This is a genomic window from Serratia sp. EC4, assembly GCF_059652115.1.
In genome coordinates this window covers 64,196-87,739 of record NZ_JBNIDE010000002.1, presented here as the reverse complement: position 1 = coordinate 87,739, position 23,544 = coordinate 64,196, and the positions used below count along the sequence as shown (strand labels likewise).

30 protein-coding genes are annotated in these 23,544 nt (G+C 61.0%); 9 read left to right on the top strand and 21 right to left on the bottom strand.

Annotated elements, in window-relative coordinates:
* Positions 1 to 60: 60 nt before the first annotated feature.
* The 4 genes from ACP39K_RS07065 to ACP39K_RS07050 form a co-directional block, all read right to left on the bottom strand.
* Entirely contained in the window at positions 61 to 1,014 is a 954-nt protein-coding gene (locus tag ACP39K_RS07065) for a FecR family protein (RefSeq protein ID WP_033641169.1), read from the bottom strand.
* Positions 1,015 to 1,090: 76 nt separating this feature from the next.
* Complete coding sequence (locus ACP39K_RS07060) at positions 1,091 to 1,591, bottom strand: RNA polymerase sigma factor (protein WP_025301723.1); 501 nt, start codon at positions 1,589 to 1,591, stop codon at positions 1,091 to 1,093.
* Positions 1,592 to 1,735: 144 nt separating this feature from the next.
* Positions 1,736 to 1,936, bottom strand: a complete 201-nt coding sequence (locus tag ACP39K_RS07055) for a YaiA family protein (RefSeq protein WP_015376810.1) — start codon at positions 1,934 to 1,936, stop codon at positions 1,736 to 1,738.
* Positions 1,937 to 1,983: 47 nt separating this feature from the next.
* Positions 1,984 to 2,388 carry a nuclear transport factor 2 family protein gene (locus ACP39K_RS07050; RefSeq protein ID WP_033641170.1) on the bottom strand — a complete coding sequence of 135 codons (405 nt, stop codon included), beginning with the start codon at positions 2,386 to 2,388 and terminating at the stop codon, positions 1,984 to 1,986.
* Between the two features lie 96 nt (positions 2,389 to 2,484).
* Here ACP39K_RS07050 and ACP39K_RS07045 point away from each other — a divergent pair, with 96 nt between their 5' ends.
* On the top strand, positions 2,485 to 3,228 hold the full coding sequence (locus ACP39K_RS07045; protein WP_033641171.1) for a helix-turn-helix domain-containing protein: 744 nt from the start codon (positions 2,485 to 2,487) through the stop codon (positions 3,226 to 3,228).
* A 36-nt stretch (positions 3,229 to 3,264) separates the two neighbouring features.
* On the opposite strand, the gene aroL is transcribed toward ACP39K_RS07045, so the two are convergent.
* From aroL to ACP39K_RS07025, 4 genes are all read right to left on the bottom strand, one after another.
* A complete protein-coding gene (gene aroL / locus ACP39K_RS07040) occupies positions 3,265 to 3,789 on the bottom strand; it encodes a shikimate kinase AroL (protein ID WP_016928904.1) in 525 nt (174 codons plus the stop codon).
* 109 nt (positions 3,790 to 3,898) lie between these two features.
* Positions 3,899 to 4,417, bottom strand: coding sequence for a GNAT family N-acetyltransferase (locus ACP39K_RS07035; RefSeq protein WP_497008393.1), 519 nt, complete (start codon positions 4,415 to 4,417; stop codon positions 3,899 to 3,901).
* A 53-nt stretch (positions 4,418 to 4,470) separates the two neighbouring features.
* Complete coding sequence (locus ACP39K_RS07030; protein WP_497008392.1) at positions 4,471 to 6,594, bottom strand: TonB-dependent siderophore receptor; 2,124 nt, start codon at positions 6,592 to 6,594, stop codon at positions 4,471 to 4,473.
* Positions 6,587 to 7,702, bottom strand: coding sequence for an ABC transporter substrate-binding protein (locus ACP39K_RS07025; RefSeq protein ID WP_048795154.1), 1,116 nt, complete (start codon positions 7,700 to 7,702; stop codon positions 6,587 to 6,589). The genes ACP39K_RS07030 and ACP39K_RS07025 overlap by 8 nt, the downstream gene beginning before the upstream one ends.
* A gap of 218 nt (positions 7,703 to 7,920) precedes the next feature.
* Here ACP39K_RS07025 and ACP39K_RS07020 point away from each other — a divergent pair, with 218 nt between their 5' ends.
* Positions 7,921 to 8,382, top strand: a complete 462-nt coding sequence (locus tag ACP39K_RS07020; RefSeq protein ID WP_021504707.1) for a GNAT family N-acetyltransferase — start codon at positions 7,921 to 7,923, stop codon at positions 8,380 to 8,382.
* On the opposite strand, the gene ACP39K_RS07015 is transcribed toward ACP39K_RS07020, so the two are convergent.
* On the bottom strand, positions 8,383 to 8,940 hold the full coding sequence (locus tag ACP39K_RS07015) for a class I SAM-dependent methyltransferase (protein WP_016928909.1): 558 nt from the start codon (positions 8,938 to 8,940) through the stop codon (positions 8,383 to 8,385).
* Between the two features lie 241 nt (positions 8,941 to 9,181).
* Positions 9,182 to 9,466, bottom strand: a complete 285-nt coding sequence (locus ACP39K_RS07010) for a YdgH/BhsA/McbA-like domain containing protein (protein ID WP_004940519.1) — start codon at positions 9,464 to 9,466, stop codon at positions 9,182 to 9,184.
* A gap of 309 nt (positions 9,467 to 9,775) precedes the next feature.
* Here ACP39K_RS07010 and ACP39K_RS07005 point away from each other — a divergent pair, with 309 nt between their 5' ends.
* The gene (locus tag ACP39K_RS07005) at positions 9,776 to 10,951 is read left to right on the top strand and encodes a low temperature requirement protein A (RefSeq protein WP_497008391.1); all 1,176 of its coding nucleotides are present in this window, start codon (positions 9,776 to 9,778) and stop codon (positions 10,949 to 10,951) included.
* Positions 10,952 to 10,982: 31 nt separating this feature from the next.
* On the opposite strand, the gene ACP39K_RS07000 is transcribed toward ACP39K_RS07005, so the two are convergent.
* The gene (locus tag ACP39K_RS07000; RefSeq protein ID WP_261280576.1) at positions 10,983 to 12,344 is read right to left on the bottom strand and encodes an esterase-like activity of phytase family protein; all 1,362 of its coding nucleotides are present in this window, start codon (positions 12,342 to 12,344) and stop codon (positions 10,983 to 10,985) included.
* A 425-nt stretch (positions 12,345 to 12,769) separates the two neighbouring features.
* On the opposite strand from ACP39K_RS07000, the gene aqpZ reads away from it, so the two are divergent.
* The gene (gene aqpZ, locus ACP39K_RS06995; protein ID WP_004940529.1) at positions 12,770 to 13,465 is read left to right on the top strand and encodes an aquaporin Z; all 696 of its coding nucleotides are present in this window, start codon (positions 12,770 to 12,772) and stop codon (positions 13,463 to 13,465) included.
* 57 nt (positions 13,466 to 13,522) lie between these two features.
* Here the strand turns inward: aqpZ and ACP39K_RS06990 are convergent, their stop codons facing one another.
* Positions 13,523 to 14,293, bottom strand: a complete 771-nt coding sequence (locus tag ACP39K_RS06990; protein WP_033641178.1) for a class I SAM-dependent methyltransferase — start codon at positions 14,291 to 14,293, stop codon at positions 13,523 to 13,525.
* A gap of 117 nt (positions 14,294 to 14,410) precedes the next feature.
* Between ACP39K_RS06990 and ACP39K_RS06985 the strand changes: the two genes are divergently transcribed.
* The 3 genes from ACP39K_RS06985 to ACP39K_RS06975 all read left to right on the top strand — a co-directional run bounded on the left by ACP39K_RS06985 (position 14,411) and on the right by ACP39K_RS06975 (position 16,709).
* Positions 14,411 to 15,214: a helix-turn-helix transcriptional regulator gene (locus ACP39K_RS06985; RefSeq protein WP_033641179.1), complete on the top strand. Its 804-nt coding sequence runs from the start codon at positions 14,411 to 14,413 to the stop codon at positions 15,212 to 15,214.
* Positions 15,215 to 15,321: 107 nt separating this feature from the next.
* Positions 15,322 to 16,065, top strand: coding sequence for a DUF2076 domain-containing protein (locus ACP39K_RS06980; RefSeq protein WP_033641480.1), 744 nt, complete (start codon positions 15,322 to 15,324; stop codon positions 16,063 to 16,065).
* 95 nt (positions 16,066 to 16,160) lie between these two features.
* Positions 16,161 to 16,709, top strand: coding sequence for a GNAT family N-acetyltransferase (locus tag ACP39K_RS06975; RefSeq protein WP_033641180.1), 549 nt, complete (start codon positions 16,161 to 16,163; stop codon positions 16,707 to 16,709).
* Here ACP39K_RS06975 and ACP39K_RS06970 read toward each other — a convergent pair.
* The 5 genes from ACP39K_RS06970 to ACP39K_RS06950 form a co-directional block, all read right to left on the bottom strand.
* Positions 16,700 to 16,951: a hypothetical protein gene (locus ACP39K_RS06970; RefSeq protein ID WP_016928917.1), complete on the bottom strand. Its 252-nt coding sequence runs from the start codon at positions 16,949 to 16,951 to the stop codon at positions 16,700 to 16,702. The two genes, ACP39K_RS06975 and ACP39K_RS06970, sit on opposite strands and share 10 nt — an antisense overlap.
* Before the next feature lie 86 nt (positions 16,952 to 17,037).
* Complete coding sequence (locus ACP39K_RS06965; RefSeq protein ID WP_497008390.1) at positions 17,038 to 17,490, bottom strand: thiol-disulfide oxidoreductase DCC family protein; 453 nt, start codon at positions 17,488 to 17,490, stop codon at positions 17,038 to 17,040.
* 75 nt (positions 17,491 to 17,565) lie between these two features.
* Entirely contained in the window at positions 17,566 to 17,895 is a 330-nt protein-coding gene (locus ACP39K_RS06960; RefSeq protein WP_015376796.1) for a hypothetical protein, read from the bottom strand.
* 154 nt (positions 17,896 to 18,049) lie between these two features.
* Positions 18,050 to 18,676 (bottom strand): isochorismate family cysteine hydrolase YcaC, encoded by a 627-nt coding sequence (gene ycaC / locus ACP39K_RS06955; RefSeq protein WP_004928476.1) that lies wholly within the window; start codon positions 18,674 to 18,676, stop codon positions 18,050 to 18,052.
* A 116-nt stretch (positions 18,677 to 18,792) separates the two neighbouring features.
* The gene (locus tag ACP39K_RS06950; protein ID WP_016928920.1) at positions 18,793 to 19,674 is read right to left on the bottom strand and encodes a pirin family protein; all 882 of its coding nucleotides are present in this window, start codon (positions 19,672 to 19,674) and stop codon (positions 18,793 to 18,795) included.
* Between the two features lie 125 nt (positions 19,675 to 19,799).
* Here ACP39K_RS06950 and ACP39K_RS06945 point away from each other — a divergent pair, with 125 nt between their 5' ends.
* Positions 19,800 to 20,708, top strand: a complete 909-nt coding sequence (locus ACP39K_RS06945; protein ID WP_033634044.1) for a LysR family transcriptional regulator — start codon at positions 19,800 to 19,802, stop codon at positions 20,706 to 20,708.
* Here the strand turns inward: ACP39K_RS06945 and ACP39K_RS06940 are convergent, their stop codons facing one another.
* Both ACP39K_RS06940 and ACP39K_RS06935 read right to left on the bottom strand, forming a co-directional pair.
* Entirely contained in the window at positions 20,709 to 21,092 is a 384-nt protein-coding gene (locus ACP39K_RS06940; RefSeq protein WP_033641183.1) for a VOC family protein, read from the bottom strand.
* Positions 21,093 to 21,094: 2 nt separating this feature from the next.
* A complete protein-coding gene (locus ACP39K_RS06935) occupies positions 21,095 to 21,877 on the bottom strand; it encodes a DeoR/GlpR family DNA-binding transcription regulator (RefSeq protein ID WP_048795780.1) in 783 nt (260 codons plus the stop codon).
* A 173-nt stretch (positions 21,878 to 22,050) separates the two neighbouring features.
* Between ACP39K_RS06935 and ACP39K_RS06930 the strand changes: the two genes are divergently transcribed.
* Positions 22,051 to 22,668: a hypothetical protein gene (locus ACP39K_RS06930; protein ID WP_048795777.1), complete on the top strand. Its 618-nt coding sequence runs from the start codon at positions 22,051 to 22,053 to the stop codon at positions 22,666 to 22,668.
* Between the two features lie 36 nt (positions 22,669 to 22,704).
* On the opposite strand, the gene ACP39K_RS06925 is transcribed toward ACP39K_RS06930, so the two are convergent.
* Together ACP39K_RS06925 and ACP39K_RS06920 are read right to left on the bottom strand one after the other, a co-directional pair.
* Positions 22,705 to 22,968, bottom strand: coding sequence for a putative hemolysin (locus ACP39K_RS06925; protein ID WP_016928925.1), 264 nt, complete (start codon positions 22,966 to 22,968; stop codon positions 22,705 to 22,707).
* A 50-nt stretch (positions 22,969 to 23,018) separates the two neighbouring features.
* Complete coding sequence (locus ACP39K_RS06920) at positions 23,019 to 23,507, bottom strand: YjjA family protein (protein ID WP_015376789.1); 489 nt, start codon at positions 23,505 to 23,507, stop codon at positions 23,019 to 23,021.
* Between the last annotated feature and the right edge of the window lie 37 nt (positions 23,508 to 23,544).

The following is a 23,544-nucleotide window of genomic DNA, read 5'->3' as shown; positions in this document are numbered from 1 at the left end:
AGATTTTTTACAGAAAGTGAAAATAACGGCGAAGCGGGCATCCCGGCCCGCCTTGGCCGCTCAGTAAAGCAGCGTGATGCCGGGGAGATTCAGCTGGCGGGCGGAGAGTTCCTGACGAATGGCGCCGACGCCGTCGTCGAGTTTATTGAGCGCGAACACACCGCTCACGGTGCGCGTTCTTAGCGCGGGATTGACCGCCACAATGCGGGTTTCGCGATAGCGGTTGAGCTGCGCGAGCGCCTGCGTCAGCGGTTGGCGGTCGATCACCAGCCAGCCGCGCCGCCAGGCATCATCACCGGCCGTTTGCCGCGTCAGCTGCAGCTGCCCGTTGCGGTAATGCGCCGCCTGGCGTTGCGCGACCACCAGCGAGCGCTCGCCGCGCTCAAGCGTCACCCGCACGCTGTGCTGATGCACGCTGACGTCGACGCCCTGTTCAGTGCGCGCCACGCTGAACTCGGTGCCCAGCGCCTGGGTGACGCCGTTTTTCGCCTCCACCCTGAAAGGGCGACGTTCCGCCCCGCCCAGCGGCGCGACGATAAAATAGGCGGCGCCGCTCAGCAGCCGCACCTTGCGCTCGTCTGCGGAATACGCCAGCGCGATCGCGCTGCCGCTGTCCAGCGCCACCCGGCTGCCGTCCGGCAACGCAACTTCGCGCACCTCACCGCGAACGGTTTGATAATCGGCCTGCAGGCCGATCCACAGATCCGGCCCGCGATAAACGCCGAATGAAACGGCGAGCGCCACCGCCGCTGCCACCGCCCAGCGGGGCCATCGATGGCGAGATGGCGTTTTCAGCGCCGCCACCTGCGGTTGTAACGCCTGCCGCTGCTCAGGCGGCAGTTGCCCAAGCGTCGTCCATAGCAGGCGAGCCTGACGCAGCGCCGCCGGATGCTGCGGATCGGCGGCCAGCCAGGCGTCCAACGCTCGCCGCCGATCGGCCGGCAGCGCCCCTTCGGCCAGACTCACGGCCCAGGCGGCCGCCTGCTGTCGCGCCTGTGCGGTTAGCGGTTTCATAATGGCATAGACCTCTGTTTTTTCTGGTTATAGGTTAAGACGTCTGAGCGCGGATAAACCCGTAAAAAAATTGCCATTATTGTTCTTCCATCCGCGCCATCAGCCGCTCCAGCGCGCTGGCCAGGTGTTTTTCCACCGTGCTGAGCGACACGCCCAGCTGCGCCGCCACCTGCGCCTGGGTCAGGCCATCGAGCCGGTTAAGGCGGAAAATCTGCTGCGTGCGCGGCGGCATGTCCGCCAGCGCCTGCTGTAACAACTGCAGCAGTTGGCTATCGATCGCCCGTTGTTCAAGCGCCGGTTCACCCGAAGGATACTGCGCCAGAATGTCGTCTTCGACCGCTTCGGTCTGCCGCCGCTGCTGCTGGCGCAGATGGTCGAGCATCAGATTCTTGGCGGTTTTATACAGGTAGGCCTCAATATCGAGAATGTTACCCTGCGGATACTGCTCGGTAAGGCGGGTAAAACTTTCCTGCGCCAAATCCGCGGCCAGCTGAGGGTCGCGCAGTTTGGCGTTCAAATAGGCTTGCAGCGGCCGCATATGGCGCAGAAACAGCGCCTGCAACTCGGAATTGGACATCTCTTTTCCCAGAAGTGAAACACCCAATAGGGGCGATAAAAATCACATAAATGATTATCATTATCAATATTGTTCTGGGAAATATGTGCTACGGCGGGGATAAACAGGAAACCGGCCTGACGCCGGTTTCCGCTGGGCTGCAGGTCAGTGCTCTAGCGCTTCGTCTTCATAGCGGTGCTTGGCGTCGAGCGCTTCCTGCTCGGTTTCATGTTCACTGAGCAGCGTATTCGGCTCAATGTCGTCGGTGCGCACTTCAAAACGGCGCAGATGCAGGTTCGGGTCACCCCGAAACACCTCTACGACGCGGGCGCTCCGCGGATAAGCAGGTTGATCATTTTCGCGCATGCCGTTCTCCCGTGTGTTTCACACAGTAGCAAGTATAGCAGTCGCCCTCATTCCGACACGCGCGAGCCAAGATCGCGATCGCCGGGGGCGCCCGTCAACAGCTCGGTCAATTCGTCGCAGGCGCAAATACGCCCTTCACGCACGGTGAAGTGCGCCAGCACCCGCACGCGGCTGCGGGAACCGTCGCGCTTTTCCACCTCGACCAGATGGTGGGTCAGCACCGCCTCGCCCTGCTCCGCCGCCGCGATCACGCTCAGCGTCATGCGGCGGGTTTGCCGCTTCAGCAGCGCCATATGCTGCTCAAACTGCTCGAAGTTCAGCACCTTGCCATCCACCTGCTGGCGGTAGCCTGCGCTGAAACGGGCGGCGAGCTGCGTCGGCCGATGCTCCGGGCTGGCGATCACCTGCTGCAGCGTATCGAGCACCAGATTCAGCGGGGTAAGTTGAGTCATCACGTTTCTCCGAAATAGGGTGAAAGGCGATCCTATCCCGGCCAGGCGATGGCATAATAACCACATCAAGACTTTCAATAACGTTAAACGGCCAACATGACGCAGATCCGCAGCCAACGCCTTCAGCATGAAAAAAAGCACCTGACGCCCTGGCACCGGCACGAAGGCGGCCAGATCTATCTCTTGACGCGCGGCATGCTGGCAATGGAACTCCCGGGCCGGCAATGGGCGATCACCGGCGGCACGCTGGGCTGGCTGCCGCCGGGATGCGCCCATCAGGCGCTGGCCTGCGGCGACGTGGCGGGCTGGAGTCTGTATCTGCCGAGGGAAAGCGTGCCGGAGATGCCGCCGCTGCCGCAGCTGTTCACGGCCTCTGCGCTGTTGCAGGCCCTGGTGGAGCGCATCGCGCAGTTCCCCGCCGGCCCGCTGAGTGCGCCGCAACGGCGGCTGCTGCAGGTGCTGCTGGACGAAATGCACGCGGCAAGCCGCGCGCCGCTGCAATTGCCGCTGCCGCAGGACGCCCGGTTGCTGAACATCGCCCGTGCGCTGCTGAACGATCCCGCCAGCCTGCGCAGCCAGCGCGACTGGGCCGTTTGGGCCGGGCTCAGCCCGCGCACCCTGAGCCGCCGTTTTCTGCAGGAAACCGGCATCAGCTTCGCGCTGTGGCGCCAGCAGGCGCGGGTGTTGCGTTCACTGGAGGGATTATCACGCGGCAAAGCGGTTGGCGAGGTGGCCGACGCCTGCGGCTATGACAACGTCAGCGCCTATATCGCCGCCTTTCGCCGCCGCTTCGGCGTCACGCCGGGGGCGTACTTTGCACCGGCTCGGCAAGCGGAATAAGAAAACGGGCGCCCAGCGCCCGAAGAGAAGAAAGGGTTACTTCACCGTCTCACGCGGCAGCACCGCGAGGATTTGTTCCACCACCCGCTGCGGATCGGCGGCGCCGTCCATCACGTAATGCGCGGCCTCCTGATACAACGCTTCGCGCGCGGCCAGCACCTCGCGCATCTCCTCGGCGATCGGCCTGCCGGTGAGCGTCGGGCGCTGCGCATCTTCCGGGTACTCTTCCAACCGCTGCGCCAACACGCTGGCCGGCGCGCGCAGGTAGATAACGGTGCCATGCTGGCGCATAAACTGACGGTTCTCCTCCGCCAGGATCGCGCCGCCGCCAGTGGCAACTATAGTTGACGGCTTGGTCACGGTTTGCAACGCGATGGTCTCGCGGCGGCGGAACCCCAACCAGCCCTCGCGCTCGACCATTTCCGCTACGCTCATCTGCGCCGCCTGCTGCATAAACAGATCGGTATCGACGAACTGATAGCCCAACGCCAGCGCCAATGCGCTGCCTACCGTGGTCTTGCCGGCTCCGCGAGCGCCTATCATGAACAGGGTTTGTGTCATTACGGGTTGTCCCTTATGCGGTGACTTGAGTGCATTGCATACCAAAATACCGAGCGGGTGCGATGGCGTGGTGGCAGCATCATACCCTGCCCGCTCTGTATTTCAATATTTACGATAGTGTAAATTCCATGGCACAGCGACTGCCGACGGCAAAGCCGTGCGCCAGATCTTCATCCAGGTGCCGCCGCAGGGCGACCGTGAGCCGCGCATCGTCAAGCGGCCGGAATCCCAGCCGCCGGTAGTAAGGCGCATTCCACGGCACCTCAATGAAGGTGGTGAGCGTCAGGCGGCCGGCCCCCTGCCGTTTGGCCTCTTCCGCCACCGCGCCGATCAGGCGGCGGCCGACGCCCTGCCGTTGCCAGGCACCGGCGACCGATAATTCGGCGATATGCCAGTCTTCCCCCTGAGCCAGCACGGCGATAAAACCGGCGCACTCGCCGTTGTCGCTTTCCGCCAGCCATTCACGGCGCTCGGCGATAAACGCGGCATGCTGCTGCGGGGCCATCACCTCGCCTTCGGCGATAAAGCGCCATTCCGGCTGTTGGCGAAACAATTGCGCCGCCGAGCGCTCAACCGCCATCAGATGCGCGATATCCTGCTGCTGCGCCAAACGGATCTGCAGGCTCATGGGTTCTCCTTAACGTTGGGGCGGTTATTTAAGCAAATTTCACCGCCCGTGGCTCAGAAATCGATACTGCCGCGCAGCACCACCTCACGCGGTTCCCCCACCGCCACGCGCAGATTGCCGCCGCTGGACGGATAGTAGGTTTTATCGAACAGGTTCTTCACGTTCAGCTGCCATTTCACCCGATAGCCGTTGATCGGCATGGTGTAAGCGGCGAACGCATCGGCAACGGTGTAGTTATCCAGGTAGAAGCTGTTGGCGGCGTCGCCCGGGCGGCGCCCTACGTAGCGCGCACCGGCGCCGATACGCACCTCATCGCCGCTGTACAGACCCAGGCTGCCGAGGTTCTGGGTCAGGAACAGCGAGGCGGTATGGCGCGCCACGTTGGTCATCTCTTTCCCCTTGTTGTCCGGATCGTCCACCACGCGGGCGTCGGTATACGCATAGGAACCGATCAGGCTCAGCGAGTCGGTAAGATTACCGGCCACGTCCAGCTCCACGCCCTGCGAACGCACGCGCCCGGCGGTACGCGTCACGGTTTCGCCCTCCACCAGCTCATTGACCATCACGTTGCGCTTGGTGATGTCAAACAGCGCCAGCGTGCCGGTGACGCCGTTCGGCAGCGCCAGCTTGCCGCCAACTTCCCACGACTTGCCCTGTTCCGGCGGCAGCGAATCAATTTGGGTGGCGATGGAAGAGTTCGGCTTGAACGACTCGGTATAGCTGCTGTACAGCGACACGTAAGGCGTCAGCTTGTAGACCACACCGGCGCGCGGCACCAGCTTGCCGTCCGAGCTGTCGGTGTTGGTCTGGAACGGCCGCCCCTTGCCGGCATAGACGTCGAAAGCGTCGTAACGCAGCCCGCCCATCACCAGCCATTTATCGGTCAGTTGGATGGAGTCCTGCATAAACCAGCCGTAGCTGGTGAGATTTTCCCGCTGGCCGCTGTCTTTGGCGCTGACCGCGGTCGACGGCGGCATCAGGCCGTATACCGGATGATAGATATTGAAATCGCTGTTCTTTTTACCGCGGATCATGTCGCCGCGGTAGGTACGGTTATCTTCAAAATCAAAGCCGAACAGCATCTGGTGGTTGATGCTGCCCCAGTCCACGTCGCCATTGAGCGTCAGCTGCACCGCGTTGGCGTGGCTGACGGCATGGGCGGTCGAGTCGGCCTGGCGGCTCAATGCGCCGCTCTCCGGGTTCAGCGCCGTAGCGCGCGCCTGGTTGTCGCTGTAGCTGTTGCGGCTGTAGGCGTAGGTCAGCGAGCTTTTCCAGCGCTCATTGAGCGTTTGATCGATCTGCAGAGTGACGCTGTCCTGATCGCCGCGGGTGGCGTTATAGGCTTCGTCGAAACGGCGATCGCGCGGCGTATTCACCGGTTTGCCGGTGCGCGAATCGATAATGGTGCCGCGATCGAACGGCACCAGATATTCCATATGTTCATAGGCCAATCGCACGGTGGTGTTCTCGCCGTACCACATCAGCGAGGGCGCGATCACCGTCTGGCGATTGCGGCCAAAGTTGCGCCAGTAGTCGGTTTCATCGTGATCGACGATCATCCGATAGGCAAATCCCGACGTGCCGAGCGGCCCGGTAACGTCAAGCTGGCCGCCGCCGCCGTTGAAGCTGCTGCCCCAACCTTCCACGTGGGTGTGCTGCTGCAGCTGGGGTTTTTTGGTGATCATATTGATCATCCCGCCCGGCTCGCCCATGCCGTACAGCATCGAGGCAGGCCCCTTAAGCACCTCCACCCGCTCGGTGGTCGGCGTAAAGTTGCGCGCCTGCACCGAACGCACGCCGTCGCGCAGAATGGAGCCGTCGCGGTTGTCGCCGAAGCCGCGTTTCATTACTGCGTCCTGGGTGCCCCCCAGCGTGTTGGCCTGGGTAATGCCGCTGACGTTGTACAGCGCTTCGTCCAGGCTGCTGACCGCCTGATCGGCAATCACCTGTTGCGGCACCACGTCGATAGCTTGCGGCACGTTCAGCAGGTTGGTTTCGCTGCGGGTGCCGGTGACGCTGGTCAACGGCTGATAGCTCTGCACGCCGTCGGCGTCTTTGCGGCCGACCACCACCAGGTTCTCTTCCTGCGGCGCGGCTTTTTCCGCCGCCCACGCCGGCGATGTCGCGCAGGCCGCCAAAGGCAATGCGCACCACCAGCCGCGCTTGTTGTTATTCATTATCTAACTGACTCCAATAGGTCCCTGAAAAAGGTAACGGCAAAAACTGCTGATACAGCTGTTGGAAGGTCTGCTGCGGGTTGATGTCGGCGAACAGATCCGGGTAAAACGCTTTGGCGAACATCTCGACCAGCACGACATGGTACGGGCTGAGGTAAAAATTGTGCCAGACGCTCCAGGCGCGGTGGTTTTTCACCGCCTGCAGGTTGGTCAGCATCGGCTGTTTGGCGATCAGCCGGCGGAAGCTGTCGGCGGCCTCCTGTGGGCTGACCTGCGGCCCGAGGCGCAGATCGGACAGCCGTTTGCCCTGCGGGCCGGCCATGCCGGTGGCGAGGTACACGTCAGGATTGGCGCTCAGAATGGTTTCCGGGTTCAGTTCGCCATACACCCCTTTGACGCTGGCGTTGGCGATGTTGTCGCCGCCGGCGAAGGTCAGCAGATCGCCGAGATTGCCGTGCGCGGCGGTGGTGCAGCAGGTGTCGCGCCGCCCCAGATGCAGGTGCAGCATCACTTTGGGCTTCGGTCCCTGATAGCCCGCCAGCCGTTGCTGAACCACCGCCATATGCTGCTGATAAAACGTGATGAATTGCTCGGCGCGCTGCTGGCGGTTGAGCACTTCGCCCAGCAGCCGCACGCTCGGCACGGTGTTGTTCAGCAGATCGATGCGCAAATCGACGTAGATCACCGCCACGCCGGCCTTGCTCAGTGCGGAAACCAGCCGATCGTTGTCGCCGTCTTCACGCGCGTAGCGCGCCAGGATCACCAGATCCGGCTTCAGCTGCAGCAGGCTTTCGATGTTGACCTGGCGAAAGTTATTGCCGCTGATGACGGGGATCTGGGCTATCTGGGGAAACTTCTGCGTATAAAGCTGCCAGCTTTGCGCATCAAAGCGCGCCAGATCCGCCGGCCAGCCGATGATGCGCTGCGCCGGGTTGCCCGGCTCCAGCAGCGCCAGCGTATACAGCATGCGGCTCTCCCCCACCACGATGCGCTGCGGGTTGTCCGGCACCGCGACCTGGCGGCCGGTGATATCGGTCACCGTCTTCGCCTGGGCGGAGAACACGCCGAACCACAGGGAAAGCAGCAGTAAAATGAGGGAATTGCGCATGATTGAGCCGAAACGGGGGAAATAGTGTGCGCATGATAATCACTCTCATTAGCACTTGCAATCCCACGCCGCGATTGCCAAAAGAAATCCGGGAAACGGTGCCGGGCACGCGGTGAAACACCGTGAAACCGCTAAAATAGCGGCTTTAAAAAGTTAAAAAAATGGCGGAAAAATCGGTTAAATTGGAGGGGGAAACAGCAAAAAACCGGGAGACCGCCATGACTCAACGCATCATTCCGCTGTCGGAGTGCCCGCAGTTTGCCGATGTGTGCGCCGCCTGGGCTTTCGGCCAATGGGGCTCACAGCGCGGCGGTTCGCTGGCGCGCACCCAGCTGCGTTTCGCCCAATGCAGCCGGCCAAGCGACGATCACCTGACGCTGATGATGATCGACGGCGATCGTCCGGTGGGCATGGCCAGCCTGTGGCCCAGCGACGACCATCAGCGCCAGGATCTCACCCCGTGGCTGGCCGGCGTCTTCGTGCATCCCGATCACCGCCGCAAGGGCATCGCCCACCGTCTTGAAATGGCCATCGTCGAGGCGGCACGGCAGCGCCATCACTCGGTTCTGCATCTCATCACCGACAAATCGGAAGCGTTGTACGCCGGCTGGGGTTGGCAACCTCTGGAGCGCCGGCGGCAGCATGACGAAGAGGTGGTGGTGATGGAGAAAAAACTGTAGCTAACGCGGCGTACAGACATACACCAGCGCCGGCGGGAAGTTGCGCACCACCCGCAGGCGCCTCCAGTGAAAATAGCGCGACAGCAATTTTTCCGACAGGTGGCTGTATTGGAACAGCACCAGCGTGCCGTTGCGCGCCAGCAGCCGCTGCCGGGCCTGCTGAAGAATGCGCACGCTGATCCTGACCGGGATCGACAGCAGCGGCAGGCAGGAAAACACCACGTCGTAATCCGTGGCCATCCGGGTCGCCGAATGGCCCATCACCTGCAGCCGCCGATCGTCTATCCCGCGCAGCCGATGCACGAAATGGGGCTGGATTTCGAAAGCCTCCAGCGCCGCATCGGCGCGCATCCGCCCCAAAATGCGTTTGGTCAACACCCCGTCGGCCGCCCCCAGTTCCGCGATCGACAGCGCCCGGGTCCATTCAATCTGGTTCAGCATCGCCTGACACAGCCACGGGGAAGAAGGTGCCAGCGTACCGACGGTGCGCGGTGAAGCCATAAATTGCTGCAGGTAAGCGAAGTGATTCATCAGTTGCAGCCGGGTCGCATTTAACATTGAGGCCTCCTTGGGTTAAGCCCTCAATGTGAGCCGAATTTCTTAAGTAATCATTAACATGATTCCGAAAGCGGCAGACACAGTTGTAATAAAATGCAACCTCATCAGCGGCACGCAAAGAAAAACGGCCGTAATAATGACCTGAAAATAAGTCGTTTATACACCGACTACCCAGATAATTATTACGACCGTTTATTTTATTGACCGTGTTGCCGCGGCCAAAGCGTAAAAAATCCGATGCTTAGCGATAAATTTCCGCATTGCCGCGCCAGTTGCTGGAATCCCCGGGGGTGTCCAGACCGATAATGCGATAATGGCTGGCGCCGTCCGCCGCGGCTTTTTCTTTAAGGGCGGTGATGGCATCATGCGGTGAGCCGCTAATGCCGGAAACCGACACGACGCCGATGCTTTGCAGATTGGCGGCCTGCTCGCTGTTGACCTGTTTCACCGACGACAGCGGCGCGGCGAAAGTGGAGAAGGAAGCGGCGGCGATCAATACGGCTGCGATGCTTGGGATGAGTTTCATGATTGACTCCAGGTGTTCTTGTTTATTAGCTCGTTGTCAGTGATGTTAATTATCCGCTAGCCAATGAAAACGGACGTCATGCAACGTAAAGAACATCAATCATTGTGAGGAGAATAAGGAGGAAGTAAGAGCGGGTGTGTATTTTCAGGCGAGAGTGGCTTTATAGGCTTCACCTTACCCCTATTTGATGAACAATTAAAGACAGGGTGAAAGAAAGAGCGCGCGCCGCGTCTATTTAAGATTTTTTACCCGCCGGAGCGCGCTGAGCTACGCTGATTTTGTGGCTTACCCTTTTAAGGAAGAACGCTTATGTCGCAAAACCTGCTGCGCGTGCGTGACGGTCAGGGCGCTTCGGTGTCATTTTCCGAGCTGCTGTTCGATCTGATCTACGTTTTCGCCGTGACCCAACTCTCCCACTATCTGTTGCATCACCTGACGCTGAACGGCGCGCTGGAAACCCTGCTGCTGTGGTTCGCCGTCTGGCTGGCCTGGCAATACACCGCCTGGGTCACCAACTGGTTCAATCCGGATACCCGTCAGATCCGCCTGCTGCTGTTCGCGATCATGCTGCTGGGGCTGTTCGCCGCCGCCGCGCTGCCACAGGCGTTTGGCGAGCGCGGCCTGATCTTCGCGCTGTTCTATGTCGCCATTCAGGTCGGCCGCTCTGTCACGGTGCTGCGCCTGCTGGCACCTGGTCACCCGTTGAAACAGAACTTTCGCCGCATCCTCGGCTGGCTGTGCATCTCCGCCGTCTTCTGGATCGCCGGCGGGCTGGAGGAAGGCAACGCCCGCCTGGCGCTGTGGGCGATCGCCGTCTTGTGCGAATACGTCTCGCCGATGTTCGGCTTCCGTCTGCCAGTGCTGGGGCGCTCGGACAGCAGCAGCGAATGGACCATCGAAGGCCACCATCTGGCGGAACGCTGCCAGCTGTTCGTTATCGTGGCGCTGGGGGAAACCATTCTGATCACCGGCGCCACCCTGAGCGAGATGGAAAGCTGGAGTCTGCCGGTGCTCATCGCCTCGCTGGTGGCCTTTCTCGGCAGCCTGGCGATGTGGTGGGTTTACTTCGACACCAGCAGCAAAGCAGGCAGCCACGCCATCAGCCAGGCGGAAAACCCCGGCCAGCTGGGCGCTTATTTCCACTACGTGCACGTCGCGCTGGTGGGTTCCATCATCGTCTGCGCCGTGGCCAACGAGCTGGTGATCGCCCACCCCGACGGCCGCATCCAACACGCCACGGCGGCGGTGCTGCTGCTCGGCCCGGCGATTTACCTGTTCGCCAACGCGCTGTATAAACGGCTGGTGTATCGCCGCTTCCCGCTGTCGCACCTGGTCGGGCTGCTGGCGCTGGCGATATTGGCCCCCATCGCCTATTTAACCGATCTGCTGATGGTCAATGGTCTGACGACGCTGATCATGGTGGTGGTGGCGGTGTGGGAGAGCATCTCGCGCGGCAGAGCGCCGCAGCGGCACGCGGAAGCCTGAAGCGAACGGGGGCGCTGTCGCCCCCTCTCGATCACTTCAAGGGTTGCGGCAAGGTGAGCACCCAGAGCTCGCTCAGCGACTCCGGTTGCTCCAGAGGGCGCAATTCGATACGGGCGTCGGTCTTGTCGCCGTCGAGGCTCAACCGCCCTTCTTTCTCCAACTGGTAGTCGCCGATTTTTTTGCTCTTTGGCGACGCATCCACCAGCTTGGCCTGCAAGCCGAAATCGTTGTCATTGATCACCGCCAGCGTGCGATCGTCGATCAGCGCCAGCCCTTCCGCTTTCTCCTGGCGCCAGCCCAACTGGCGCAGATCCGCCACTTCCCGTTTCTGCGCCAGCTTCACGCCGCGTTTAGCCAGATCTTTCGCATCATCGAACTCCAACGCTTTACCCTGGCCGTCAAACGCGCTCAGATCGCTGGCCTGCGCGAGATCCACCAGATAGATCTTGTTGATCATCGTCTTTTCTTTACCGGTTCCCTGTTCAATCAACAGGATGCGCTGGTTGTCCAACGCCACGACATCGCCAATTTTGGCGTCTTTGGCTTTTTTATAGCTGTCGATATCGATGGGATAGCCATACATCGCGGTTTTGCCACTGCGCGGATCGAAGCTCACCAGCCGGGTAAACTGCGCCTTGTTTTTGCTTTTGCCATCGACATCCAGCGTGCTCTGCACCGCCGCCAGAATGCGCCCATCCGGCATCCGGGTCAGCCCCTCAAAACCGCGGTTAGGCTGGCGCCACTTCAGGATGTTCGGCAAACCGCTCGCCACCGCCTGCTCGCCGGCCTGCGGCGTTGGGCCATATTTGGCGAGAATTTTGCCTTTGTCGTCGACGTGGATCAGAAACGGGCCGTACTCATCGCACAGCCAATAACCGCCGTTACCGTCACCGATGATGCCTTCGGTATCCAACCCGCGGCGATCGCCGGACAGCGGTTGCAGCGCGTCGTTCAACGCCACTTCGTTCGTGGAACCAATCAGCTCGCTCGGCAGCGGCAGCCCGCTAATCGGCCCTTTTTCGTCATGCAAGGGCCGCGCATTCTCGGCCACGGCCTTGCCGCCGCCGATACGAATATCCATCAACAGAGGCGTGAATTGCGGATTGGCGAAAATCTTGGCTTCTTGCTTGCCCACCGCAGGGGCATCAGCATTCGGGCCGCGATCGGTCAGCGTCGTCAGCACCAGATCGTCGCCCTGCTTGCGATTGAACGACAGCCCTGAGCCGATCCCCACCGGCAGCCCCTGCGGGAAATGCTTGGCAAACGCCCCCTGATAGGCGACGCGCTCCCCGCCGGGGAAGCCGACCACATAACGCGCCACCTCAATATCTGCAGCGTAGGTGAATACAGGAAACAGCGAAGCCAACAGCAGGGAGAGCGATTTTATTCTCATGTTTTTACCCGAGGTTGAATGAAGCGTTATCAGGCAGAAGAAGATATTAATTTAGCATGACACTTAGATGACAACAGGCGCTGCGTCAAATGTAAAACAAGCAATAAGGTTGGCTGGCAAATAGAAATTAGCAATTAACCTGAGCGTATTGAATGGAGAAAACCGCTGGAAAAAACCGCCCGAAAATAGCCCGCCATTTTGCTTAGGGTAAATTCTTATAGTAAAGATAAAAAAAACGGCAAACGCGCGTCGGAACGGGGAAAAACGGTGTTTTTCTCATAGACAAAATAAAATACCAGGGATTTAATACCGCCGTTATTCAAGGTGCATTAAGAAAATTCTATAGAATATCTGCATGAACTCAAAAAGCTGTTCTATAGTTTTTAGTGCTAACGCCCGTTAGTCTATTCCGCAGGATGGAATCTATGTCAAAGCGACTTTTTGCTGAATTTTTTGGCACATTTTGGTTGGTGTTTGGTGGTTGTGGTAGCGCAGTATTGGCAGCGGCATTCCCACAGCTGGGTATTGGTTTCCTCGGCGTCGCGCTCGCTTTCGGTTTGACCGTGGTGACGATGGCCTATGCCGTCGGCCATATTTCCGGCGGGCATTTTAACCCGGCGGTCACCGTCGGCTTATTCGCCGGCGGCCGTTTCGCGGCGAAAGACGTGATTCCTTACGTTATCGCTCAGGTCATCGGCGGTATCGCCGCAGCGGCGGTGCTGTATTTGATCGCCAGCGGCAAAGCCGGTTTCGACGCCACCGCAGGCGGCTTCGCTTCCAACGGTTACGGCGAACACTCACCGGGCGGTTATTCCCTGCAAGCCGCGATCGTGATTGAGCTGGTGCTGACGGCCTTCTTCCTGATCGTTATTCACGGCGTGACCGACAAGCGCGCGCCGGCAGGCTTTGCCCCGCTGGCGATCGGCCTGACGCTGACGCTGATCCACCTGATCAGCATCCCGGTGACCAACACCTCCGTTAACCCGGCGCGCAGCACCGGCGTAGCGATCTTCCAGGGCACCTGGGCGCTGCAGCAGCTGTGGGTGTTCTGGCTGGTGCCGCTGGTCGGCGGCATTATCGGCGGCCTGATCTACCGCTGCCTGCTGGAAGACAAAAAATAAGCGTATCGCAGTCGATCGCGTTTCACGGGGCAGCCTTCATCGGCTGCCCCGTTGCTTTCAGCCCTTCGTCACTGCAAACATCATGATATCGCTGGTAAAGGAGCCGTCCGGCTGAATCGCGAAATGCGCCGCCACCTCCTGCGACACGCTTTGCTGCAGCGCGCGGATCGCGGTAACGAAATGCGCCGGCGTGCGCATGCGCGCCACCCAGCTGCCGAACTCCAGCATCAAGCGATCCGACGTCACCTCACGCACCACCAACCCGGCTTCGGTCAATAACGTCAGCCACTCGCCCGGCGCATAATTGCGCACGTGCGAGGTGTCGCGCAGCACTTCCACGGTTTGCAGGTAGATATCCAGCAGCGGATGCCCCGGCGAGACCACGTCCATAAAGATCGCTCTGCCGCCCGGTTTGAGTACCCGCCTGACCTCGCGCAGCGCCTGGCCGACGTCGTGCCAGTGGTGCGCCGAATAGCGGCTGATGACCAGATCGAAGCTGGCGTCTTCAAACGGTAAAGACTCGGCCACGCCCTGCTGCAGCTGAATGTTATTCAGGCCTTTTTCCGCCGCCGCCTGCTTCACCACCGCCAACATTTGCGCCGACAGATCGTAGGCCACCACCTGCGCCACCTTGGCCGCCGCCGTGAAGCTGGCGTGCCCGGCGCCGCAGCCCAGATCGAGCAGGCGCGCGTCGGCGTGCGGCTCCAGTAACTGTGCAAGGCGTTGCAAATCCTTGCCCTGCGCGTGTACCGCGCTGGTTAAGTAGGCATTGGCCTGCTCGCCGAACTGCCGGTCTACCGCGTTTTTATGGCTGTTGCTGATGCTCATGTTTGCTCCCGTTATTATCCGGCTTGCGCCTGTGCCTGAAGGCTTTTGGCTACTATAATCAGGCTACTATACGGGTACAATATGAGCAGTTATCCTGGTATAAATAGGTACCACGCTATGTCATCAGAAGCCTTATCCGGGCCAAAGGCCCTCGGCGCGTTCCTGCGGGCGCACCGCGAACGCATCACGCCGGAAATGCTCGGCCTGCCCAGCTCCTCGCGCCGTCGCACCAGCGGCCTGCGGCGCGAAGAGCTGGCGCAAATCAGCGGCATCAGCGCCACCTGGTATACCTGGATCGAACAGGGCCGCGAGGTATCCATTTCCCCCTATACGCTGGCACGCATCGCCAAGGCGCTGCGGCTCGGCCCGGCCGAACGCCACTACCTGTTTACCCTCGCGCGCGTCGCCGACCCCGAGCAGGAAACACACCGCGAAACCGCCAACGACGCGGTGCTGCAAAGCGTGCACCAGATGACGGTGCCCTGCTACCTGCTGGACGTGACCTGGAACGTCGTCGCCTGGAACCCGCAGGCGGCGGCGCTGTTCAGCGGCTGGCTGGATGTGGCCAACAGCCCCAACCTGCTGCACTTCATGTTCTTCCACCCGTTGGCGAAAACGCTGGTCAGCGATTGGGAGGAACGCGCTCGCCGCGTGGTGGCCGAGTTTCGCGCCGAGACCAGCCATCATCAAAATACCGAAGAGATGCGCGCCTTCGTGCGCAACATGACGCACAACAGCGCGGACTTTAATCACTGGTGGAAGCAACATGACGTCATGGCGCGCGAAGGCGGCGAAAGAGCGTTCGAGCATTCTCGGCAAGGCGCACTGCGCTATCGCCAACTGACCTTCCACCCGGCAGAACACGCCGGTCTGAAGCTGGTGATGCTGATCCCGCTGCCGCAATTGGTAACAAATTCATAGGCAAGTTTACCCGCCATTTATTTATTGGTTCATGTAAACGCGCTAGGGTGATTAATACCGATGATAATGATCATCCAGCACCGTTATTTATCTCCTGAGGTACTCCTATGCAATCCGAAGAACAACGCCTTATCGATGGTCTGTTTGGCCGCCTGAAAGACGCCGAGACCAAGACGGGCCCACGGGATCTCCAGGCAGAGCAGCAAATCAACCAGCATATTCGCGAGCAGCCTTCCGCCCCTTATTACATGGCGCAGGCGATGATTATTCAGGAGGCGGCGCTCAAGCAGATGGATCAGCGGGTCAAAGAGCTGGAGGCTCAGGTGGCACAGCTGCAGCAAACCGCCAACGGCCAGCAGAGCAGCGGCGGCTTCCTGGCCGGTCTGTTCGGCGGCGGCAGCCGCACGCCAAGCCCGCGCGAACAGTATCAGGCACAGCAGCAAAATACGGCGGCCTGGAACAACGCGCAGCAGGGGGGCTACACGCAACAGCAGCAGCCTGCCTATGCCCAACCGCAGCAGGCGGCGCCTTCACGCGCCGGCGGCTTCCTGGGAGGCGCCTTGCAAACGGCGGCGGGCGTCGCTGGCGGCGTGGTGTTGGCCGACATGCTGACCGGCATGTTCCGCCATTCGCAACCACAGGAAATCGTAAATATTATCGAGGAAACCCCGGCGCCGCTGGACGACAGCGCAATGCGCAATTTCGACGCCTCCAACAACCTCGATACCTTCAACAACGGCGATGGTGGCAGCTTCCTGAACCAGGACAACGGCTTCCAGAACGCCAGCTATCAGGACGACACGGATTACGCCGACGACGATTACAGCGACGACGACGACTCCTTCCTGTAATTCCCTTCGCCCCCTCTCACCTGCAGAGGGGGATTTCCCGTTTCACCAATCTGGTCTACAGTGAACACTGTTCATTTATCCAGCCGGGAGAAACGATGATGAGCCTTACTCCTTCAGACCCTTTTTTCAGCGAACGCCTGCAGATGCGCCCGCCAGTGATGGCGGATCTCGAACGTTTCTACGCCATCTTCGGCGATCCGCAAACCCAGCGTTTCAATCCCGCCGGCCCGCTCACCAGCGAAGCGCAGGCCGCCTCGGCGCTGCAAGAGAGGATTTCCGGGTGGCAACAACACGGTTACGGTTCCTGGGCGATCGCCCTGCGCGAACGGCCGGATTGGATTATCGGCTTTGGCGGATTGTCCTGGAAACCGCTCGGCGCGCAGCGCACCGTGAACCTCGGCTATCGATTCGATACACGCGTCTGGGGCATGGGGTTGGCCACCGAGATGGCGCGGGCTTCGCTGCAATATGGTTTTGTCGGATTGGCGATGGAGGAAATTTCCGCCATTGTGCGAGCGGAGAATCAGGCGTCGTGGCGAGTGCTGGAAAAGATCGGCATGCGGCGGGTGGATACGCTGGATGACGTGCCCGGCGCGGCGCCGAGCCTGGTGTACACACTAAAGCGCGGCGACTATCAGGGCTGATCGTCGCTGATTTTGGCCAATGCCATGCGATAAGATTTGACCTTCTGACGCTTCTTTAGCCAGGTAGTGGTCGACACGATGAACACCGCGCCCGACATCGCCAACACGCCGGTCGGGTGGCCGTAAAACACCATCAAGGCAAAGTACACGGCGGAAACGATCGCCACCCATTTCGCCGTATTGCCCATGTCGTTTTTCTCCTGGGTCAAACGGCGAATGCGCTCTTCTTCACTGATTCCCATACGCGCTCCTTGTTGGTTGAACGTTCCATTATATGGAGTTGGAGTGCTGATATTTCAAGCGATTGGATGGTAAAGAAGCGTAAAGCTCAGGCCGGCGGCTCCCGCCGCCGAGACAGATAGCGCCCGGGCTGATCGGCGCCCGGCAGGCCGCTGCCGTCGTTGCGGCCAAACAGCCGGTAGCGATTGCCGGCGACCGCATCATAGACCTTGTCCGCCAGTCGCGGCGGCAGGTAACGCGCCAGCGCCAGCGCGCGGTACGGCCATCCCAATTGGCGCAGCGCCTGAAACAACGCCGCCGAACGTAGCCAACAGCGCCCCTGCTCAACATAGACCACGGAATCGAATCGATCGGTCGGCAATCCCAGCGCCTGCAGGATCGCCAGCCCTTCGACGGATTGCACCGTCGCCAACAGAATGCGCCGCTGCCGATCGGCGCGAATAAGGTATCTCACCAGCCCGTGACACAGATTGCATTCGCCGTCGAACAACAGCGCGCGATCGCCGGGCTGGAGATAAGGCAGCTGTGATAAAGGGGTCATCCCGCCTCCCGAGAACCGCTCTCCTTAGCCTAACGCACCTGGCGCCCCCAGGCCAGGACGGGATGACAGGGCTCGTTAAGGCGCAGGCGGCGCGTCAGGCACGGCCACCACCGCGACGCGCACTTCGTAATGTTTCGCGCTGCCCGCCGGGATCACCGCCGTCAGTTTGTTGATGGTTTCCACCGGATTGTCGCTGGCCGAGGTGGCGCAGAACAGCTCGCCGCCGTGGCAGAATCCCGGCTTGGGCGGGTGCCCGCCCGGGAAAGGCGGCATGCGCATCGGCGCATCCATCAAAGGCGGCAACGCGTTGGCCGCAGGCTTCTCAGGCGCCGACATCGCGCTCGCGCTGAACAATAGCGCCATGCCCATGCAGGGCAGCGCCAGGATCTTGATTGCTTGTTTCATTAAATTAGCCTCATTTGCCGGGTTCGGGATTACGCTACCCCGCCCCCGGCCCATGAGAAAGCCGCTTTTCGCTATCTTTTCGCCTCACTGCGTTTTGCTTACATCCCGCGTCTAACGTGATGAAAGGCGAAAGGTTGGGTAAAGGGCCGTCGCGTTACTTACCGTTCGTCAGCGTGTTATAGCTGGTCATCAGGTTGCGGTAGTCCGGGATATGGTTGGAGAACAGCGTGCCCAGCCCTTCGATATCGTTACGCCAGTCACGGTGCAGCTCGCAGGCGACGCCGAACCAGGTCATCAGCTGCGCGCCGGCGGCTTCCATGCGGCTCCAGGCCGACTGACGCGTCAGCTCATTGAAGGTGCCGGAGGCGTCGGTCACCACAAAGACCTCGAAACCTTCATTGAGCGCCGACAGCGCCGGGAATGCCACGCACACTTCGGTCACTACGCCGGCGATGATCAGCTGCTTGCGGCCGGTGGCTTTTACCGCTTTGACGAAGTCATCGTTGTCCCAAGCGTTAATCTGGCCGGGGCGCGGAATAAAGGGAGCATCGGGAAATTGGGCTTTCAGTTCCGGCACCAGCGGGCCATTGGGGCCGTTTTCGAAACTGGTGGTGAGAATGGTCGGCAGGTTGAAGTACTTCGCTAAATCACCCAGCGCCAGCACGTTGTTTTTAAACCGATCGGGATCGATATCACGCACCAGCGAAAGCAGCCCTGCCTGATGATCCACCAGCAATACGGCGGCCTGGTCTTTGTCAAGGCGCTTGTAGTTTGCAGTCATGGTTTTACTCCTGTGGGGTTGATGTTGCGGATGAAACGCCCCGCCTTGCGGCGGGGCGTTGAGGTTTAAGTGTAGCGCCTGAGCCGGGAAACACGGCCCGCCCCAGGCGCCAAAGTTCAACCGGCGCTCGCTTCGGCGTTCATGCTGCCGAACTTGCCGCTGTTGAAATCGCGGAACGCCTGCTGGATTTCCGCGTCGCTGTTCATGACGAACGGGCCGTAGCCGACGATAGGCTCATCGATCGGTTCGCCGCTCAGCACCAGCAGCGCGACGTCGTTGTTGGCTTCGATGGTGATCGAATCCCCCGCCCGGTCGAAACGCACCATTTGGGTTTCACGCACCACGTCTTCGCCGTTGACCAGGATCGCGCCGTGCAGCATCACCAGCGCCAGCGTATGGCCTTCTTTCACCGTCAGCGTGGTGGTATGGCCGGCATTCAGCTTCATGTCCCACACGTTGAGCGGGCTGAAAGTGCGTGCCGGGCCGGCGTGGCCGCCAAAATCACCGGCGATCACCCGCACCTGCCCTGCGCCGTCCGCCAACGGAACCACCGGAATATCGGCGTTCAACAGCGTCTGGTAACCCGGCTCGGCCATTTTGTCCTTGGCCGGCAGGTTGACCCACAGCTGCACCATTTCCATGGTGCCGCCCTTGCGCGAGAAGTCCCGCGAATGGAACTCTTCGTGCAGAATGCCGGAGGCGGCGGTCATCCACTGGACGTCGCCGGGGCCAATCACCCCGCCGCTGCCGGTCGAGTCGCGGTGTTCCACTTCGCCCTGATAGACGATGGTCACCGTTTCAAACCCGCGATGCGGGTGCTGACCCACGCCACGAGTGCCGGAGGCGGAGCGGAATTTGGTTGGCGCCGCGTGATCCAGCAGCAGGAACGGGCTCATTTCCGCCCCCAAATCGTTATAAGAGAACAGCGAATTCACCAGGAAACCGTTACCGACCCAATGTGCTTCCGGGCTGTTGTGAATACCGAGGATTTTTTTCATCTTGAACTCCCGTTTCAGACCTCACGGCCTTAAGTTGATGTCAGAAGTTTAATCCGCCGGAGTTTGCTGCAGTAGTAGGCAAGATGTACACTCAGCGTTCTACTGATAGAACGATAAGGGATACAATGCTGACCGATCTGAACGATCTGTTTTTCTTCGCCAGCGTGGTCGATCACCAGGGATTCGCCCCCGCCGGCCGGGCGCTGGGCATTCCCAAATCCAAGCTCAGCCGCCGCGTGGCGCTGCTGGAGGAGCGGTTGGGCGTGCGCCTGATCCAGCGTTCAACGCGGCGCTTCTCGGTGACCGAGGTCGGCCAAACCTATTACGCGCACTGCAAAGCGATGCTGGTGGAAGCGGAAGCGGCGCAGCAGGCGATCGAACAGACGCGCGCCGAGCCCTGCGGCACGGTGCGCATGTCCTGCCCGGTGGCGATCCTGCACACTCGCGTCGGCAGCATGGTGGCGGCCTTTATGGCCGATTATCCCAAGGTGACGGTGCATCTGGAGGCCACCAACCGCCGGGTGGACGTGGTGGGGGAAGGATTGGATCTGGCGATCCGCGTGCGGCCGCCGCCGCTGGAGGACAGCGATCTGGTGCTGAAAATCCTGGCGCAGCGCACCTGGTGCGTCGCCGCCAGCCCGGCGCTGGTGCGCACCCTCGGGCCGGCGCACACGCCGGAAGACCTGCGTAAATACCCGACGCTCGATCTCGGCCCGGCGCGCGGTCAGCACCAATGGCGGCTGACCGGCCCACAGGGTGAACGGGTGGAGTGGGAACACACGCCGCGGCTGGTCACCGACGACATGCTGATGCTGCGCACCGCCGCCATCGCCGGCGCCGGCATCGTTCAGTTGCCGGCGATGATGATGCGCGACGACATGCTGCGCGGCGAGCTGGTGCAACTGTTGCCGGGCTGGCAGCCGCAGGGCGGTGTGGTGCATGCGGTTTACCCATCGCGCCGCGGCCTGCTGCCGGCGGTGCGGCTGCTGCTCGACTATCTGGGCGAGCAGTTCGCCAGCATTGAAGAAGAGTGATCAGGCGGTGATTTCGATCGCGTTGCCGTCTGGATCGCGAATGACGGCCTCGTAGAAACCGTCGCCGGTCCAGCGCGGCGCGGACAGCAAGATGCCCTCCTGCCGTGCGCGCTGCGCCAACCGATCGACCTGCCGCTCATCCCCCAGCGACAGCGCGATGTGCGCCCAACCGACCCGCTCCTCCTGCGCCTGCGCCGGCAGCAACGTCGGCACGCGCATGATCTCCAGCGACGGCCCGGCCGCCAGACTGACGAAGCGGGAAACGAACCCCGGCCGGTTGCGACTGACATACTCCTCCCCCGCTGCACCGTTGAAATAGCGCTGCCAGAACGCCAGCTGCGCGTCGATGTCACGGGTCCACAGAGCAACATGGGCTATTTTCATCATCATTCTCCGGTCGGTAAATCGCTGTGCCAAACCTGGCCGCCGCCCTGCGCCACCTGCAGCTCAAGCTGCGGGTGCGCGCCGCGCGCCGTCACCAGATGATCCACCCGCCCGGCGGGCAGGAAGGGGTAAGGGGCGTAGGTATTGAGCTTGTCGCGGGTGCACAGCACCGCCACGCTGCCGGCGCGCGTCAACAGCCGCTTTTTGAAGGTGGCGTCCTGGTAGCTCAACGCGGAGAAGCCGCCGGCCGGGTCGTAGGCGCAAATGCCGGTGAACACCAAATCGAAATGGAAACCGTCGATTTCTTCCGCGGCCTTGGCGTCCACGCAGCCGCCGACCTGCGCATCCAACTCGCCACCGATCAGGATGGTGCGGATCCCCGGCCGCTCCAGCATTTTGCCGGCGATGCTCAATGCATTGGTCACCACCGTTAAACGCCGATCGCGCGGCAACAGATCCGCCAGATACAGGTGGGTGCTGCCGGCGTCGAGGAAGATCAGCTGTTCTTCACCGATCACCCCCAGCGCGGTTTGCGCCAGCGCCAGCTTCTCGTCACCGCTGAGCGCAATGCGCGTCGCAACGGGCCCCTCGGCCGGCGTCGGCGCCAGCGCGCCGCCATAGATGCGTTTGCACAGGTTCTGCGCCGCCAGCTGGCGCAGATCGCGGCGGATGGTCGCTTCGGTGGTGTTCAGCCGCTGCGCCATCTCCAGGGCCAGCACCCGCCCCTGTTGGCGGAGCGTGTCAAGAATGACCTGGTGACGCTCATTCGGTAACAGTTTGGACATCATGTCAATCCGGTGACGCTAAAAGTGATCATTAATGTACACAAACAAACACAAACGTACAATCCAGGGCGGAAGAAAAATCGCCGGGCAGGATTTTCGCCTGCGGGATGTTGGCTATACTGAGGCAAGCGAAGTTACCGCAGACGTAACGGCTTGGGCGCTAAGGGAAAACGATGTTATTGACGATCGCAAGGTGGCTGTTTCAACTCCCCGGGAAGCTGTTCGGGCTGATTTTCAAAAATCGCCTGAGGATATTTTTGTTCTTCATGCTGGTCGCCGTTGGGGTGCTCGGCGCCAAGCGCTATCTGCGCGCCCACCAATATGACGACGAATTCAGCCTCGCCGCCCCCGCCGATTACAATCGCGCAATCAAGCGCGAAATGCCGCTGCGAGAGGCGCGCGAACAGTGCGGTGGGCCGTTGCACGACAATGTCGGCCAGCCGTGGCCCGCCTCAGCCGGTTATCTGCATCAGCCGACGCGGCTGCCCGCATCCGGCCTGCATCGGCTGACGCTGGATAATCAGGGCAACGATTTCGCGGTGCTGGTCAAACTGGAAACGCCGGCGGCGCCGCAGCAGCTGGCGGAAGTCTTTATTCCGCCCGCCGGCAGCTTCGAGGTAAAAATCAATGCGGACGCGGAACACGTGATGAAAATCAAGAACATCAAGACCGGCTGCATGTTCCGCTCCCGGCCGTTCAACCTGGATAAACAGCGCGATTGGCGCATGCCGCTGACGCTACAGAAGGATGGCAGCCTGCAGCTGCAGCCGATAGGCGATCGCCAATTCTGATCGGGCGCCGGGCGGAAGAGCCGGCGCCGCATAGGGTTACTTTTTCACCGGATGATCGCGGCGGAACAGTTCCCAGCTTTCAATTTCCTGCCCACTCGGCAAGGTACAGGTGGAATACTGGCCTGCCGCATTCTCTTTGGCGTTCAGCTTGCCGCCGATTTGGGTGCAGTACACGTCGGCCGGGTTCGCCATGCCGATCGGTTTCACCTGCGGCGGTGGCGGCGCCTCATTGGATTTCACGGAACACCCCTGCAACATCGTCATCCCTGCCAGCAGGGAAAGCATCAACGTTTTTTTCATTTTTTCAGCTTATGCAAAAACGAACGGCGGAGCGCTCCGCCGTTCGCTCATCATGAAATAAAGGATTTGCCCTGTTTCAGCACCAGATCGCAGGCTTTTTGCTTCACCTTCTCGGTGATCTGCGAGGTGCCCAGGCTGTTCAGATCCAGACTCTTGCCTTCGCCGGTCTGCAGCAAGCCGCCCAGGCCCTGCTGATAATCCTGGCTCTTGGCGTTTTCGGTGCTGGTGATGCCCAGCTTGCTGAGCAGCTGATCTTTCACCCCTTCGGCGCCGTTAGCCGACAGCACGTTGTTTTTCACGCAGTACTGCAGGATACCGGCGGCATTGGTCATGCTGCTGGAGCTCAACGCCTTGTCGCCGCCGTTCAGCAGGCCGGTCAACGAGGAGAGCGACATGCCGCCGCTGCTGTCGCCGCCCGACTTGCTCAGTTCGCCCGCCGCGCTGCTGAGGGAATCCATCAGCCCGGCGGCCTGGGTGGCGCCGCTGGCCAGGGTAGCGGACAGCGCCAAAGCCAGCAATAAACGATGTTTGGTGATCATAGTGGTGAAACTCCTGTCATAACGGCATGCAATCGGC

Coding starts and splice junctions, on each gene's coding strand:
- ACP39K_RS06950 (WP_016928920.1), bottom strand. CDS start 19,674: ATGAAAAAAATCCTCGGTATTCACAACAGCCCGGAAGCACATTGGGTC.
- ACP39K_RS07010 (WP_004940519.1), bottom strand. CDS start 9,466: ATGAAACTCATCCCAAGCATCGCAGCCGTATTGATCGCCGCCGCTTCC.
- ACP39K_RS07030 (WP_497008392.1), bottom strand. CDS start 6,594: ATGAATAACAACAAGCGCGGCTGGTGGTGCGCATTGCCTTTGGCGGCC.
- ACP39K_RS07000 (WP_261280576.1), bottom strand. CDS start 12,344: ATGAGAATAAAATCGCTCTCCCTGCTGTTGGCTTCGCTGTTTCCTGTA.
- ACP39K_RS06980 (WP_033641480.1), top strand. CDS start 15,322: ATGCAATCCGAAGAACAACGCCTTATCGATGGTCTGTTTGGCCGCCTG.
- ACP39K_RS07015 (WP_016928909.1), bottom strand. CDS start 8,940: ATGTTAAATGCGACCCGGCTGCAACTGATGAATCACTTCGCTTACCTG.
- ACP39K_RS07020 (WP_021504707.1), top strand. CDS start 7,921: ATGACTCAACGCATCATTCCGCTGTCGGAGTGCCCGCAGTTTGCCGAT.
- ACP39K_RS07060 (WP_025301723.1), bottom strand. CDS start 1,591: ATGTCCAATTCCGAGTTGCAGGCGCTGTTTCTGCGCCATATGCGGCCG.
- ACP39K_RS06960 (WP_015376796.1), bottom strand. CDS start 17,895: ATGAAACAAGCAATCAAGATCCTGGCGCTGCCCTGCATGGGCATGGCG.
- ACP39K_RS06925 (WP_016928925.1), bottom strand. CDS start 22,968: ATGAAAAAAACGTTGATGCTTTCCCTGCTGGCAGGGATGACGATGTTG.
- ACP39K_RS07005 (WP_497008391.1), top strand. CDS start 9,776: ATGTCGCAAAACCTGCTGCGCGTGCGTGACGGTCAGGGCGCTTCGGTG.
- ACP39K_RS06970 (WP_016928917.1), bottom strand. CDS start 16,951: ATGGGAATCAGTGAAGAAGAGCGCATTCGCCGTTTGACCCAGGAGAAA.
- ycaC (WP_004928476.1), bottom strand. CDS start 18,676: ATGACTGCAAACTACAAGCGCCTTGACAAAGACCAGGCCGCCGTATTG.
- ACP39K_RS07065 (WP_033641169.1), bottom strand. CDS start 1,014: ATGAAACCGCTAACCGCACAGGCGCGACAGCAGGCGGCCGCCTGGGCC.
- ACP39K_RS07045 (WP_033641171.1), top strand. CDS start 2,485: ATGACGCAGATCCGCAGCCAACGCCTTCAGCATGAAAAAAAGCACCTG.
- ACP39K_RS07050 (WP_033641170.1), bottom strand. CDS start 2,388: ATGACTCAACTTACCCCGCTGAATCTGGTGCTCGATACGCTGCAGCAG.
- ACP39K_RS07055 (WP_015376810.1), bottom strand. CDS start 1,936: ATGCGCGAAAATGATCAACCTGCTTATCCGCGGAGCGCCCGCGTCGTA.
- ACP39K_RS06985 (WP_033641179.1), top strand. CDS start 14,411: ATGTCATCAGAAGCCTTATCCGGGCCAAAGGCCCTCGGCGCGTTCCTG.
- ACP39K_RS06940 (WP_033641183.1), bottom strand. CDS start 21,092: ATGAAAATAGCCCATGTTGCTCTGTGGACCCGTGACATCGACGCGCAG.
- ACP39K_RS06990 (WP_033641178.1), bottom strand. CDS start 14,293: ATGAGCATCAGCAACAGCCATAAAAACGCGGTAGACCGGCAGTTCGGC.
- ACP39K_RS06930 (WP_048795777.1), top strand. CDS start 22,051: ATGTTATTGACGATCGCAAGGTGGCTGTTTCAACTCCCCGGGAAGCTG.
- ACP39K_RS06965 (WP_497008390.1), bottom strand. CDS start 17,490: ATGACCCCTTTATCACAGCTGCCTTATCTCCAGCCCGGCGATCGCGCG.
- aqpZ (WP_004940529.1), top strand. CDS start 12,770: ATGTCAAAGCGACTTTTTGCTGAATTTTTTGGCACATTTTGGTTGGTG.
- ACP39K_RS07035 (WP_497008393.1), bottom strand. CDS start 4,417: ATGAGCCTGCAGATCCGTTTGGCGCAGCAGCAGGATATCGCGCATCTG.
- ACP39K_RS06975 (WP_033641180.1), top strand. CDS start 16,161: ATGATGAGCCTTACTCCTTCAGACCCTTTTTTCAGCGAACGCCTGCAG.
- ACP39K_RS06945 (WP_033634044.1), top strand. CDS start 19,800: ATGCTGACCGATCTGAACGATCTGTTTTTCTTCGCCAGCGTGGTCGAT.
- ACP39K_RS06920 (WP_015376789.1), bottom strand. CDS start 23,507: ATGATCACCAAACATCGTTTATTGCTGGCTTTGGCGCTGTCCGCTACC.
- ACP39K_RS07025 (WP_048795154.1), bottom strand. CDS start 7,702: ATGCGCAATTCCCTCATTTTACTGCTGCTTTCCCTGTGGTTCGGCGTG.
- ACP39K_RS06935 (WP_048795780.1), bottom strand. CDS start 21,877: ATGTCCAAACTGTTACCGAATGAGCGTCACCAGGTCATTCTTGACACG.
- aroL (WP_016928904.1), bottom strand. CDS start 3,789: ATGACACAAACCCTGTTCATGATAGGCGCTCGCGGAGCCGGCAAGACC.